The 13,884-nt window shown below is 64.9% G+C and carries 11 protein-coding genes; 3 read left to right on the top strand and 8 right to left on the bottom strand.

Going from position 1 to position 13,884, the window contains the following annotated elements; translation table 11 throughout:
• Positions 1-27 precede the first annotated feature (27 nt).
• The 4 genes from IPF85_RS22710 to IPF85_RS22725 all read right to left on the bottom strand — a co-directional run bounded on the left by IPF85_RS22710 (position 28) and on the right by IPF85_RS22725 (position 4,689).
• Positions 28-2,067, bottom strand: coding sequence for a hypothetical protein (locus tag IPF85_RS22710; protein ID WP_343410336.1), 2,040 nt, complete (start codon positions 2,065-2,067; stop codon positions 28-30).
• Between the two features lie 160 nt (positions 2,068-2,227).
• Positions 2,228-2,560 carry a Uma2 family endonuclease gene (locus IPF85_RS22715; RefSeq protein ID WP_343410337.1) on the bottom strand — a complete coding sequence of 111 codons (333 nt, stop codon included), beginning with the start codon at positions 2,558-2,560 and terminating at the stop codon, positions 2,228-2,230.
• A 94-nt stretch (positions 2,561-2,654) separates the two neighbouring features.
• Positions 2,655-3,506, bottom strand: coding sequence for a methyltransferase domain-containing protein (locus IPF85_RS22720; protein WP_343410338.1), 852 nt, complete (start codon positions 3,504-3,506; stop codon positions 2,655-2,657).
• Positions 3,507-3,510: 4 nt separating this feature from the next.
• Positions 3,511-4,689 (bottom strand): ArsA family ATPase, encoded by a 1,179-nt coding sequence (locus IPF85_RS22725; protein WP_343410339.1) that lies wholly within the window; start codon positions 4,687-4,689, stop codon positions 3,511-3,513.
• A gap of 355 nt (positions 4,690-5,044) precedes the next feature.
• Between IPF85_RS22725 and IPF85_RS22730 the strand changes: the two genes are divergently transcribed.
• Complete coding sequence (locus tag IPF85_RS22730; protein WP_343410340.1) at positions 5,045-8,596, top strand: BTAD domain-containing putative transcriptional regulator; 3,552 nt, start codon at positions 5,045-5,047, stop codon at positions 8,594-8,596.
• A 241-nt stretch (positions 8,597-8,837) separates the two neighbouring features.
• Here the strand turns inward: IPF85_RS22730 and IPF85_RS22735 are convergent, their stop codons facing one another.
• Positions 8,838-9,131, bottom strand: a complete 294-nt coding sequence (locus tag IPF85_RS22735) for a hypothetical protein (RefSeq protein WP_343410341.1) — start codon at positions 9,129-9,131, stop codon at positions 8,838-8,840.
• Here IPF85_RS22735 and IPF85_RS22740 point away from each other — a divergent pair.
• Positions 9,130-10,470, top strand: coding sequence for an ATP-binding protein (locus tag IPF85_RS22740; RefSeq protein WP_343410342.1), 1,341 nt, complete (start codon positions 9,130-9,132; stop codon positions 10,468-10,470). The genes IPF85_RS22735 and IPF85_RS22740 overlap by 2 nt on opposite strands.
• Positions 10,471-10,508: 38 nt before the next feature.
• Here IPF85_RS22740 and IPF85_RS22745 read toward each other — a convergent pair whose 3' ends face one another.
• From IPF85_RS22745 to IPF85_RS22755, 3 genes are all read right to left on the bottom strand, one after another.
• Positions 10,509-10,721 (bottom strand): hypothetical protein, encoded by a 213-nt coding sequence (locus IPF85_RS22745; RefSeq protein ID WP_343410343.1) that lies wholly within the window; start codon positions 10,719-10,721, stop codon positions 10,509-10,511.
• 822 nt (positions 10,722-11,543) lie between these two features.
• Positions 11,544-11,933, bottom strand: coding sequence for an Eco57I restriction-modification methylase domain-containing protein (locus tag IPF85_RS22750; RefSeq protein ID WP_343410344.1), 390 nt, complete (start codon positions 11,931-11,933; stop codon positions 11,544-11,546).
• A 20-nt stretch (positions 11,934-11,953) separates the two neighbouring features.
• The gene (locus IPF85_RS22755) at positions 11,954-12,895 is read right to left on the bottom strand and encodes an N-6 DNA methylase (protein WP_343410345.1); all 942 of its coding nucleotides are present in this window, start codon (positions 12,893-12,895) and stop codon (positions 11,954-11,956) included.
• A 164-nt stretch (positions 12,896-13,059) separates the two neighbouring features.
• On the opposite strand from IPF85_RS22755, the gene IPF85_RS22760 reads away from it, so the two are divergent.
• Positions 13,060-13,563, top strand: a complete 504-nt coding sequence (locus tag IPF85_RS22760) for a hypothetical protein (protein WP_343410346.1) — start codon at positions 13,060-13,062, stop codon at positions 13,561-13,563.
• The last annotated feature ends 321 nt before the right edge of the window (positions 13,564-13,884 follow it).

Here is a 13,884-nt window from a genome sequence, read left to right on the forward strand (position 1 = left end):
TCTCCGTATGGCGGAGAGGAGAAGGGGTCAGGGGATGAGGAGAGGCCCCAGCCGCGCCTCCGCGGCCCCATCGCTCAGGGGCACGATCTGACCCGCGTCGTCCACCAGCGCGACCGCCAACTCATACGCGCCCGCGGGGGCGTCGGGCGGCAGGGTCAGCGGGTGCCAGGTGCTGAGGCGTTCGCCCGGCGCCCATTCGGCCGGGCGGTAGGGGAGCGGGACTTCGACGCCGGCCCAGGGACGGTCGCCGACCAGGAGCGCCACGCGCACGTTGTAGTTGGAAATGCCAGGAACCGGCGCCGCGCTTTCGATCTGCCAGGTCAGCGTGATTTGCACGGCCGCGCCCGGCCCCGGCGGCGCGCTCATGCTGAAGCCGGTCAGGGTCAGGCCGTTGCGGAAGGCGATGGGCGCGGCCAGGCCGCCAGCCGTCTCCACTGGCGTGGCTTGCAGCACGGTTGTGGCCGGTTGACCGCCGGGCGCCAGGACATCGTAGATCACCTGGCGCTGCGGCAGCCAGGCGTCCAGCACGGCCGGCGGCGCCTGCGCCTGCCCGCTGAAGACATAGGTCGCGCTGACGCCAGCGGGCGGCAGAACCAGCGCCGACCGGCCGTCGAACCAGTGCAGGCCGGGGTTGCGATGGCTGAAGAAGTCGGTCAGTGGCGTCTGCTCCAGCAGGAACATGATGACCGGATGACGGTAGAGGTCCGCGCTGAGGTACACCGGCGCGGGCTGCGGGTGAAAGGCCAGCCAGGCCGCGCTGCTGGTTTCATGCCCGTCGAAAGCCTCGAACGCGGCGTCCGAGGGCCCCCAGACGAAGAAATAGTCGCGCACGGCCAGCCCGCCATGCACGGTCAGCGCCAGCAGGGCGGCCAGGATGATCAGGAGACTTCGGGTTTTTCGCCTGTTCAGGAACCCGAACTCCAGCACAGCCTCCAAACCCAGCGCGGCCCAGATGAAGATGCCGGGCATGACGCCGAGCGCGCGGGGCAGGGTGGGGAAGCGATCCACGGCCAGGAAGGTGGGCAGCAGGAGCAGCGGCGGCCACAACGCCAGGAAGAGGTAGACCGGCTGGCGCCAGCGGCGCAGGCAGAGCAGCAGGCCGAGCAGGGCCAGGAGCGCGGTCAGCGGGTCGAAGACGGCGCGGCCCGGCAGGTTGTAGAACGCGGCCGGGTCGCCCTGGCCGGGGATGAAGAACTGGGCGATGTTGGCGACGGCCGCCTGCGCCATGCGCGCCAGGGGGCTGACGCCGCCCACCCCGGCGTTGAACGCGGAAACCGTGGCCGCGCGCGAGGCGAAGCTGCCGGGATGGGTGAGGAAATAATAGCCCAGCGGCGCGACCACCAACGCAGCCGCCAGCGCGGCCCAGAGCAGCGGTCCGAAAAATGTGCGCAGCAGCGGCGCGGGCCGGACGGCTGCGGCGCGGCTGAGCCAGGACAGGCCGGCTTGGAGGGCCAGGAAGATGACGAGGGCGAACGGCACGAAGCGGCTGGCGGTGTAGAAATGCACGCCCGCGCCCAGGCAGAGGCCGCTGAGGACGAACCAGCGCGTGCGTCCGCGGTTGACCCCGCGCCAGAACGCGGCAAAGGCCAGGGCGGCCCACAGCGGGGTGAAGATGCCGCGGATGCCGAAGCGGCTGAAGTGGAGGTGCCAGTAGGAGGTGGCGGTGTACGCGGCCACGAGAAGCGGCAGCCAGGCGTCCAGCGGCCGATCGCCGGGGGCGCTGCGGCGGCGGGCGGCGACGATCTCATGACCGAGCCAGGCCGCGGCGGCCACGGTGAGGATGCCGGCCAGCAGGGAGGGCAGGCGCACGGCGAAGGGGGTGACGCCAAACAGGCGTAGGGAGGCGGCCACCAGCCAGATGTGCGCACCCTCGCGACCAAAGTTGGCCGGAAAGAAGATGGCGCCGCGGCCGGCCAGCACATCGAGCGCATCCAACCCGTTGACCGCCTCATCGCCGAAGAGGCCGAGCGGGAAGCGGTCAATCTGCCAGAAGCGCAGGAACGCGGCCAGCGCCAGGACGATCAACAGCAGCCAGGCCGCGGCGCGTTTGGCGAGCAGGCGCTTCATGCTGGCGGCGCAAAGATCTCATCTACGGCCACGCGCCAGCCAGGCAGGACGGCCGACGCGGCGATTTCGCCCTGGCCCCACGCGCCCAGCGCCTGGTACGCGCCGTTTTCCAGGCTGTAGACGATGCGCCGGGGTCAACCAGCCACAGCGCACCCGGCTTTTAGCGGCGACTTGTCAGCCGGTCGGGGCGCCGGCCTGGCGACGAAATCTCGACAACCAGGTCGGGTGCGCCAACGATCATCTTGGGCGTCACGATGTCTGCGATGCGCGCCTGGCGGACGAAGAGGAGATCGGGCTGCACCGGCGTGGCGACGCCTGGCAGGACGACATCGAACGGCGCATGCAAGACCAGTCCCAGTTTGTGCTGTTTGACGAAGGTCATCAGGCTGAATCCCGGCCCTGATGGCCAGGGGGGCGAGGGGTCATGTAACACTCCTTCGATGACTTCGTACCGTTGCCGTCGTCCGGCAGGCGCGTAGTCCTCTACGTCCATTGCGGCGCCGCAGGTCGGGCGGCAGCAAGTCACGGGTGGTGCGAATCACCCGCGGCGGTCGTTTGACTGCGATGGTCATGCTGTTTCCTCCTTACTACGCCACGACGCCCACCACGTAGCGATGGTGCGCCCAAATCGCTTTGATCTGCCAGGGCAGCGGGGCATGGTCGAGCCAGGCGTACTTGATGACGCGGTCGTAGAGGTCAGGCTGTTGCCCCAGGTAGTAGGCCATGGTGGACCAGGTCCAGTTGTCGCCGGTGAACTGGCTCTCCAGCTTGCGGGAGCGGATGCCCAGGCGCTTGAGCACCTCGTTGGCCGGCATGACGGTGTCCGGCCAGGGCGGCACGTCGAGGACGCCCTGCTCCACCAGGCGCACATCCTGGCTGCGCAAGGTGTCCTTGATCAGGCCGATGTTGACCCAGCGCTCGTCCACGGTGCTGAAGAAGTCGCGGTCAATCAACAGCTTGCGCATCCAGTAGCCCACCTGCAGGTTGTTGGGCATGGCCACAAAGACGACGCGGCGGCTGACGCGCGCCAGTTCGGCCAGCAGGCTGGCCGCGTCGGGCAGATACCAGAGCGCGGCCCAGCACCAGGCCAGGTCGAAACTGCGGTCGGCGAAGGGCAGCGCGCCCCAACCGCCGTCGCCCCCGCCGCGAATCAGCACCGGCGTCATGGGCAGTTTCAACTCGCCCCAAATGCGCTTGACGCCGGCCAGGCGTTCGGCGTTGTCATCCACCAGCGTCACCTGGCAGCCGGCCTGCGCCAGCCCCACGCTGTTGATGCCGCTGACGCCGGCCATGCCGTAGAGCGGCGCCTCCAGCACAGTCTGGATGCCGTAGCGCTCACGCAGATCGGCCAGGAAATCATTGAGCACGAAGCGCTCGTAGACCAGGCCCAGTCCTTCATTATAATCGGTCAGGTACTTCTGCCACACCGGTGGTTGCATGGCGCTACTTTACCTTCCCGTTGAACGAAACGACCAGGCGGTCTTCTTCATACTTGGCGCCGCTGACGGCCAGGTTGGCGAGGGCGCGCGGCAGGCTCAGGTTGCGCTTCCAGTTACCGATATGGATGATCAGCTCATCGGCCAGGCTGCGCGTCAGCTTGATCTGGCTGCGCTCCACGAACGGCAGCGGCAAAGTCAGCTTGTAGACGCCGCCCTCCAGCGTGACCGCCTGCGGATTGCCCACGTAGAAGATGCGGGTCGGATCCACGTTGTCGCCAAAGACGGAGGCCGCCATGCGCCGCAGCATCTCCAGACCCACCACTTCCTGGTCGAACAGGGGCACGTCGAAGATGGGCAGCGGCTCGAACGATTCTTGCACCAGGTTATGGTAGCGGGCCTGGGCCTCTTTCCAGGCCGTGAAGTAGGCATCGGTGACGGCGTTCGGCAGCATGCGGTTGCAGACGACGGCATCGGTCGCATAGCCGTAGAGGTTGAGATAGGTGTAGGCGCGCTGCGCCTCTTTGACCACCATCTTTTCCGGGTTGAGCACCAGGCGCACCGACGTCAGTTGGGGATTGGTCAGCAGCTTGTTGATCTTTTCCAGTTGGACAATCAGGTCTTCGGCTGAGTCGAAGAACTCCTCGCTGGGCAGCGGCATGTCAGTCATGCGCTTGATGACCGGCGCGACCGCTTTGATCATGCGCCGTTCCCAGGGGAAGATCTTGTCCAGATACCAGCGCGCCAGTTCGGGGAAGGCCAGGAGCTGCAGGGTGGCGCCGGTGGGCGCGCAGTCCACGATGATGACATCGTACTGCCCGCTGTCGGCCAGCCAGTTGATCTGCATCAGGCTGGCGAGCTCTTCCATGCCGGGCAGGACCGAGGTCTCCTCAGCCACCAGCTCGTCCATGCCGCGCCAGGCGAAGATGGCGGAGATGTAATCCTGCACCTTCCCCCAGTGGCGGTCCATCTGGTGCAGCAGGTCAATCTCCTGACCCCAGAGGTTGGGGGCAATCGCCACCGGGTCGTTGCCCAGCGGAAGATCGAACGAATCGCCCAGGCTATGCGCCGGGTCGGTGCTCAGCACAATCGTGCGCAGGCCACGATCGGCGCAATGAAGGGCGGTGGCTGCGCTGATGCTGGTTTTGCCCACGCCGCCCTTGCCGGTGTAAAGAATTATGCGCACATTGTCATCCTTTTCTTATCTGATCTCGATACTTCGATTCTACCCGAAACGCAGGGAATGGTCAAAGCCCCTGGCGACTCTTGCGCCCCGGCGTTTAGGAATTCAACGCAAGGGCGCCAGGACGCGGAGACGCAAGGAAACAGAAGCCCTTTGCGCCCTGGCGTCTCTGCGTCTTGGCGTTTAGAAATTCAACCCCAGGGCGTGGAGACGTGATACGAACAACCAATTCGTGAAATTCGTGGCAGAAAATCCCCCGTTTTCTCTGCACGGGATTCTGATTGACTTTCTAACGCCAAAACAGTATACTCGTCGCAGTCGAGCTGACGACGCTGAATGAGAAACCGCAGGAGCACCCTTGTCACCACATCAGCCGGATCGCCCCACACCACCTATCACGAACGGGTCCCCGCCGGTTGCGCTTGCCCAGGTTTGGCTCTTCGGCGACCTGACGATCATCGCGCCGGCCCTGGGCGCAGCGCCGCTCGATCTCGGCTCTCCCACCACGCGCTCCCTCTTCGCCTACCTCCTGCTGCACCGTGACCGGCCGGCCGACCGCCGCCAGCTTGCGCTCCTCTTCTGGCCCGATGCGCCGGAGACGGCCGCGCGGCGCAATCTGCGGCAGTATCTGCACCGCCTGCGCCGCGCCCTGGAACCGCTGGCCGCAGCCGAGGAATTGGTATTGGTTGAAGGCAGCACGGTGCAACTCAACCCGCGGGCTGCCTTCGACGTGGACATGCAGCGCTTCGAGGATTTTTTGGACACAGCCGCGCCATCGTCCGCCGCGGAGACTGCTGTGTACGCCCTGCAGTCGGCCGTCGCGCTCTATCGCGGTGATTTGCTGGCCGATCTTTTGGATGACTGGTGCCAGGCCCCGCGGCTGCACGCCCGTCAGCGCGCCATGCAGGCTTTGGAGCAGCTGGCAGACCTCCATCACGGCCGCCGCGATCTCCCCAACGCCATCGCCGCCGCGGAACAACTTCTGCGCCTTGAACCCTGGCACGAGGCGGCGCACACCCGCCTGATGGCGTTCTATTACCTGTCTGGCGCACGCACGCAGGCGCTGCAGCAGTATCAGCGCTGCCGCCAGGCCCTGGCCGATGAACTGGACGCCGCGCCGCTGCCCGCCACCACCGCCATGGCCGCGGAGATGCGCGCCGGCGCCTGGCAGGAGACGCACGCGCCGCCGCCGCCGTTCAACGCTCTGCCCCCGCCAAACCGGCTAAAGCCTCCATTCCAAATGTCTTCAGCGACCACATTGGGAATTCCTGCTCTGCCCCCCGCTGCAGGGCGGAGGCGCTCTCCTGTGGACGCCGCGCGCCTGCCGCTGCAACCACCGGCGGGCGCGCCCTTTGTCGGTCGCACGGCTGACCTGGGCGAGTTGACCGCGCGTTTGGCCCATGCGCAGGCCGGCCGCGGCAGCATGGTGCTGGTCGAAGGGGAGTCCGGCATCGGCAAGACGCGGCTGCTGCAGGAGGCCTGGTGGCAGAGCGGTCAGGCGCTGACGCTGCTCAGCGGCCACAGCCGCGAGTTCGAAGGCATGGTGCCCTTCCATCCGCTGGTGGATGCGCTGCGCAGCGGTCTGGCGATGGTCAATTGGGCCTGGTTCACGCCGCCGCCGGGCTGGCTGGCGCCGGTGGCCGCGCTGCTGCCGGAAGTGGCGGCCCGTTTTCCCGGTCTGTCCACACCAACAGCCGAGGGCGGGATGGGAGCGGATCATGGGGACCTGCACCATCTGCTGGAGGGGTTAGGGCGTTTTCTGCTCTGCCTGGCCGAACGCCGGCCGCTCATGCTCCTGCTGGAAGATGTGCAGTGGGCCGATCAGCCCACCTGGCACTTCCTGGCTTACCTGGCGCGGCGCTGCGCGGGAGCAGCGCTGCTGGTGGCGTTGACCTGCCAGCCGGAGCTGCTGAACAGCGACCAGGCGCCCATCGTGCGCGGCCTGCAGCGCCAGGGCTGGCTGCTGCGCTTGCCCCTGGCGCGTCTGAGTCACAGCGAAACCGTGCAGTTGGTTGACGCGCTCGCCCCTGGGCTGCACCTGAGCGCGGTGCAGTTGCAGCGCCTGTATGAAGAAACCGAGGGCAACCCGCTGTTCGTGGTGGAAACGGTCCAGGCGCTGCACGAGACCGGGGCCGGCTGGCTGCTGACTCACGAACCGGGCGGGCGCCGGTCGCCCTTTGCCCTGCCCCTGCGTGTGCAAAACGTCATCGAGGCCCGCCTGGACCGCCTGAGCGACGGCAGCCGTCAACTGCTCGGCATCGCGGCCGCGATGGGCCAGGCATTCAGCTTCAGCGTGCTGCAAGAGGTCAGCGAGCAGCCGGCCGCGGAGGTCATCAGCAGCCTGGAAGCCTGGCTGCGACGCGGCATCGTGCGCGAACGCACGGAGCCGGACGGTTTGGCCGCAGCCACGCCCCGCTACGATTTCAGCCATGCGCAGATTCGCACCGTGGCCTACAACGAGATGAACCGCGCGCGGCGCCGCTGGGTTCATCGCCGCGTGGCCGAAGTGCTGGCCGCGGCGCCTCTTGATCGTGACCTGGCCGACGCCGCGACCCTGGCCTACCATTTCAGCCAGGGCGATGCGCCGCTCAAGGCGCTGCCCTACCTGATTGCCGCGGGTGAGCAGGCGCTGCGTGTGCGTTCGTATGCCAGCGCCCGTGAGTTGGGCCTGCAGGCGGTGGGCCTGCTGCAACACGCGGCGCCGGCTGAACAGGGCGCCACCCGTATTGATCTCAATCTGCAGCTCGCGACCGCGTACAGCTTCACGCATGAGCTGGCGCACGCGCAGACGATCCTGGCCGAGACGGAGCGCCTGGCCGCGACCCTGGACGATCAGCCGCGCCTGGGCAAGGTTTATCAGCGCACCGCGCAGGTTTTTTGGCTGCAAGGACAGCCCGCCCTGGCGGCCGAATATGCGCGGCGTGGTCAACGCACGGCCGATGCCACCGGCGACCCGGAGTTGCGGACCGCATCGCTGCGCATGTTGGCGCGCGCGGCCATTGCCACCGGCGCCTTCGATGATGCCATCGTCTATCTCAAGCACTACCTGGAGTTGGCGCAGCCGCCGGCCGCTCATCCGGAGATGGCGATCGTTTTCGGTTATCTGGGCGTGGCCTGGGCGCGGGTCGGCAGTTGGGGTCGGGCCGTGGAGGAATGCCAGCACGGCGTGACCCTGGCCGAGGTCAGCGGCCACAGCACCACCCTCATCGTGGCCCGCATGCAGCTCGCGTTCGTGCTGGCCGCGCGGCGCGACTACGCCGGCTGCCTGGCCACCCTGCGCCCAATCCTGTCTGCCTGCGCAGAGACCGGTCTCTCGCCCCACTGCTTCATGGTGGCAAACCTGTGGGGACGGGCCACCTGTGCGCTCGACGGGCTGGAGGCCGGTCAGCCCTATCTGGCGCGGGCGCTGGCCTGGGCCACAGAGACCGGCTACCGCGTTTTTTTCCACCTCACCCATCTGTTCCTGGCCGAAGCTCACCTGGCTGCAGGGCAGGCCGCCGCGGCCAGCGCCTGGGCGCAGCAGGCGCTCGACCTGGCGCGCGCGGCCGGCGATCGCTGGGCGGCCGGGGTCGCGCTGCGCCTGCTGGGCGATGCCCTGGCCCGCCAACCTGCGCCCGATTGGCCGGCCGTGGAGCAGGCGCTCATCGCCAGCCTGGACCTGCTGCGCCAGATTCGCGCCCGTCCTGACCTGGCTCGCACCTACCTCAGCCTGCGGCGCCTCTACGACCGCACCGGCCAGATGGCCTGGGCGGTGGACTGTCACTTCCGCGCGACCAGCATCTTCGACGAACTGGGCATGAGCGATGAACTGCGCGACACGCAGGGCGTCGCCGTGCAGATCGGCCGCCCGGCCGCCGTCATTCCCGACGTGCCCCTGCAAGGTCCGCACGCCGGTCTGGGCGCCGCGTAATGCTGCAGGCCGATTTGGACAGGATGAACAGGATGTACAGGATTCTTGCTCTGTGGTGTGCAAAACTATCGGCACGAGAGTTCGAATATCCTGTCAATCCTGTGAATCCTGTCTGAATTCCAGGCAGACCCAGCAGTTACCTCAGCGCAGGCAATTCGGGAACCGCTGTTGATCCATGCTATAATACGAGCCATGTCGAGGACGGCATGGTGCGGGTCGGGCATCGTGACCGGACCTCGTATCAAGCCTTTTCAGAACAGGGATCGGAGGTCCTGCTATGCGTTTCTTCAACACCGCCGGGCCGGTCAACTGCGCGGATCATTATTGCCTGCCCCCGCTCGGCCGGGTGAACTTGCATGAGATTTTGACCCTGATCGCCCAGAAAAAATACTTCGTGCTGCACGCGCCGCGGCAAGTGGGCAAGACGAGCCTGCTGCTGGCCTTGCGCGATCACCTCAACGCGACTGGCCGCTATCGCTGTCTCTATATCAACGTTGAGAGCGCCCAGGCCGCGCGAAGATGTGCGTGCAGCCATGCGCGTTATTCTCGCCGAACTCATGTTGTGGGAATCCATTACGCTGCAGGACCATTTCTTCCTGGACAACGCCAACGACATCCTCGCCCGTTACGGCGAGTTCTCCGTACTGGACGTTGCCTTGACCCTATGGGCTGGGCGCGAACCAGCGCGACCGGCCGTTCTGCTGATAGATGAAATTGACGCCCTGGTAGGTGACACCCTCATCTCGGTTCTGCGCCAATTACGCAGCGGCTACGCCAAGCGGCCGGCAGCATTTCCACAAAGCGTGATCTTATGCGGCGTGCGGGACGTGCGCGACTATCGCATCCACTCCGAACAGGAGAAAACCATCATCACGGGCGGCAGCGCCTTCAACATCAAAGCGGCTTCGCTCCGGCTGGGGGACTTCAGCCAGGCCGAAATGCAGACGCTCTACCAACAGCACACCACCGAGACAGGCCAGCCATTCACGCCCGAGGCCCTGGCCCTGGCCTGGGATCTGACGCAGGGGCAGCCCTGGCTGGTCAATGCGCTGGGCTACGAAACCTGCTTTCAGATGCCGGACACCCGTGACCGCGACCAGCCCATCACCGCGGAACTGATCCTCGAAGCCAAAGAGGCGATCATCTTACGTAGGGAAACGCACTTGGACCAGTTGACCGACAAACTCAAGGAACCACGCGTGCGCCGCGTGATCGAACCGATCCTGGTTGGTGAGGTGTTCGGAAAACAGTTTCGCGCTGACGACGTGCAGTACGTGGTTGACTTGGGCCTGGTTCGGCAGGACCGGACGGGGGCGCTGCAATTAGCCAACCGCATCTACCAGGAAGTGATTCCCCGCGAGCTGACCTGGGACGCCCAGACCGGCATGACCCTCGTTGCAGCCTGGTATATCCTGCCGGATGGTCGTTTGGAGGTTGACAAGCTGATCGCTGCGTTCCAATCTTTTTTCCGCGAGCACTCCGAGCATTGGGTGGAGCGCTTCGACTACAAGGAAGCGGGGCCGCAGCTCCTGCTGCAAGCCTTCCTGCAGCGCATTGTCAATGGCGGCGGCCGCATCGAGCGGGAGTACGGGTTGGGGCATGGCCGCACCGACCTGCTGATCCTATGGCCTTACGGGGAAGTCGAACCAAGACCGGTGCAGAAGGTGGTCGTCGAAACCAAGCTGCGTCACAAGTCGCTGGAAACAACCATCGCTGAAGGATTACAGCAGACGTGGGAGTACATGGATCGCTGCGCCGCGGAAGCCGGACACCTGGTCATTTTCGATCGCGACTCTAGCCGGACGTGGGACGAGAAGATCTTCCGGCGCATCGAACGGTACCAGGACCGACCGATCACCGTGTGGGGGATGTAGAATCGTACTCGCGGCCTTCGCGCTTCGCGACCTTCGCGTCACTTCGCGCCTTCGTGTTCCAACCCCTTCGCGCCTTCCTGTTCCACCACCGCGATTTCCGCGTCCGTCAACCCATACAGCTCATACACCAGCGCATCAATCTGGCGGTCGGTCGCCTCGATGCGCCGCTGCAGCACGGCCTTCGCGTGCGGCACCCCCTCCGCGGCCAGACTCTGGTGCAGATCGAGCATCTGCGTGACCAGGCTGACCATCCGGTCGTGCCGCGCGACGTCCGCGGGGTCGGCGAAGTTGATGGTGCGGATGGGTAGTTCTTTGAGGTAGGTACCCTTGATCTTCGGGAATGTTCTCCTCTGGTCATAATACTGATGCAGCCAATACGCTGAGAGAGGCTTTGGAGTTTAGCAATCCCAAGATGTAATACGCCGAGTAAGCGCTTGGATGTAGGTTGACCATGAACATCGTGTTCAGGCAGTCATATCCCATCGGATCAAGAGCAAAGACCGGGTAGGTCCCGATTTGGCGAGTCAGAAGCTTGTTTTTTGCCTGATGCTTATCGCTATCCCAGCAGCCGCCCGCGCAATTTCGCTGTTCAGGCAGGCCAGCCCACTCCATTCAAGGCGATATCGGGTAACGTCTCTGCCGGTGTAACACAGGCGGTGTGTAAGAGGTGTCGGCATCCCTGGCGCGAGCTGAATCACGTCCTGAAGAAACACCGAGCGATCTCGTAGTTGCTTCCCGAAATTCACATCTGCCAGTTCACCGAGAGGACGGCCTTTTCCCCGTATCCGATTCCATAGGTCGCTCGACGCACCCGTCGCTTGGCCAACAAAAAGCACCTGTTTGTGCGCCAACGCCTCCGACACTGACATGTTTTGGGCGCTCGTGAACTTCAATCCGCCTTCGCCCGGAACAGCATGAGCCAATGAGAAGGCCGATGCACTGCCCGCACCCGCGGATACTACGAAAATAGCATTGTCAACGCTGATGCCCTCAAACACCGGTTGGTCAATAACAACGATTGTCGCGGATCGTCGAGAACTCCAGTAGGAATTTCCCGAAGAGGCGCCAGGTAGTTATTTGAGGAAGTTCGAGGGCGTGATGAGCGAGCAGTACCCGCCCAACGCGCGAGCCCTTGCCCCCTGTTCGACGAACAGGTGGTAGGTTGCACTTTGCAGGACGCGCGTACTTTTGCGATAGTGCTCCACCTCCATCGGCGCGCATCCTCGTCCTGGATGCAACACATACGGCGGATTCCCGATCACCGCATCGAACCCGCCGGCGGTCATCACCTCCGGAAACTCCTTCTTCCAGTCGAACGCGTTCACGCGCCCCACGGTCTCATCGTCCGGCAGATCCAGCTTGCCCTCGTAAAACTCCGGGCCGATCAGCGAGTTGCCGCACTTGATGTTGCGGCCCAGGTCGGGCAGCACGCGCTCCACGCCCAGCGACAGCTGGCCGGCCACCCCTTCGCCCTCCAGCACTTTCAGCAGCAGCGGAGCTTGGTCACCTCCACGGCCTGCGGGTCAATATCAACACCGTAGAGGTGGTCCATCAGGATGCGTTTGCGCTCCTCGATGGTCAGCCGGGTTGCGCTGCCGCTCACTCGCTCCAGGGCAGGGCGCTTGCCCTTCAGCCAGCGCTCAGGCTCTTTGAGGTAATAGGCGAGGTGCCAGTCCAACAGGTATTGGTACGCGCCCAGCAGGAACGATCCCGATCCACAGGCAATATCCGCGACGCGTGGGGGCGACCCTGGCGACCGCCCATGGGCAGGGGTCTTCCCCTCCAGCAGGGGGCCAACCGTCTGACGCACAATGTAGTCCACGATGTAGGTGGGCGTGTAGTAGACGCCGCCCGCCTTGCGCACCTCCGGTTTCTCCTCGATCTTGACCTGCCGGCCGGGGGTGAGGCGGATCACCTTGCCCAGGAAGCGCTCGTAGACGTGGCCCAGGATGTCGGCTGGCAGCACCGAAAACTCGTAGGGACTTTGCGGGTAGTAGAGGTGCTCGATGATATCTTTGAGCACCCTGTCATCAATCTCCAGACCCGGGGTGAGGGTGTCAGGCGCTTCGGCACGACCCCGCTCCTCGCTGAAATGGAACAGCCCGGAGTTGTAGCGCAGGTCCGCGCGACGGAAAAGCTCCCACAAGCGCGCGTAGGTGTGGCCGCCGTTGAGCAGCGCGCGCAGCTGCTCGTACGTCTCCAGGTTGCGCGCCTCGCAGATGCGCAGGAAGACGATGCGGTCTATGGTCTGCTGCACGGCCCAGTTGACGTCGTGGCCGCGCAGATGAGGGTTACGCAGCACCAGGTTGCGCGCCAGCAGCTCGCGCCAGCGCTCGATCTCGGCCAGGAACTCGTCGTCCACCTCGGCGGTGCCGCGCTTGCCGGCCTTCGCCACGGCGAACCTGTCGAGCGCGCCCTGCCACACCGCAGCCTTGCTGAAGATGCCGGCGATCTCATCCCAGCGCGACGTAGTCCGTGAAATTCAGCAGCAGAATGCGGCCCGTCGCAGCTTTGTCGCTTTTGTCGGGTCGCATGCGACAGTCGTAGACCGAAAACTCCTCGAAATCGGTCAGGATGGAGAGCGGCAGCTTGGCGCTCCGCGTAGCGGCGCAGTTGATAGGCTGGTTCGATGTCGTGCTTGATGTTTACCGAGGGTTTCTTGGCTTCGACGAAGAACTTGCGTTCCTTGCCGATGCGGAAAGAGTAGTCGGGCGCCTTGGTGGCGTCACCGACGAGCACCTTGTCCTCATGCACCACCTCCTTGTACTGCTCCGCGAAGCCCTGGGTGTTGTTGACATCCCAGCCCAGTGCGGCGAAGAAGGGGTCAATGAACTGGTGGCGGACCGCGGCCTCGCTGAAGGAAGGTGCGCAGTACTGGTCGTAGTTGCGCTGGAAGAGCTCGACGAGCTGGACAATCTCGGCAGGAGCGGGCATGGGCGCCTCACGGTGATATGGTGGTTAGCGGCAGCGTGCTGCCTCAGATTGTGGCACAGGCGGGCGCGGGGGTCAATCGCATGGGGGGATCTGCAGGTGTGTCAGGTCTCAGCATGCACGATGGGTATGGCGGACAGCCTGACACCGCCCACAGTATAACTGCGCCATTGTTTTTGCGCAACTGGATGTGATGGTGTCGAGCCAGCCGGCCTCCAACGGCCTCTGTGCAAAGTGGGAAGGACAGCCGATCTCGATGGTCTGGCCGCGCAACTTTGTACTCTGCACTTTGCACTCCGCCAGACCAGGCTGCATTTCGATCATGCGCGCACGACCGATGGCGGTTTCGGGAACCGCTGTTGATCTATGCTATAATACGAGTGGTCCTTTCGACCGTGGGATTACACCCGCTGCGGCAACATCAAGGAAGCTCTGCACATGAACCCCGCTGGGGCACTGCACATCCACCTCCTGGGATACTTC

This window comes from Candidatus Amarolinea dominans (assembly GCF_016704685.1).
In the GTDB taxonomy this organism is placed as follows: domain Bacteria; phylum Chloroflexota; class Anaerolineae; order SSC4; family Amarolineaceae; genus Amarolinea; species Amarolinea dominans.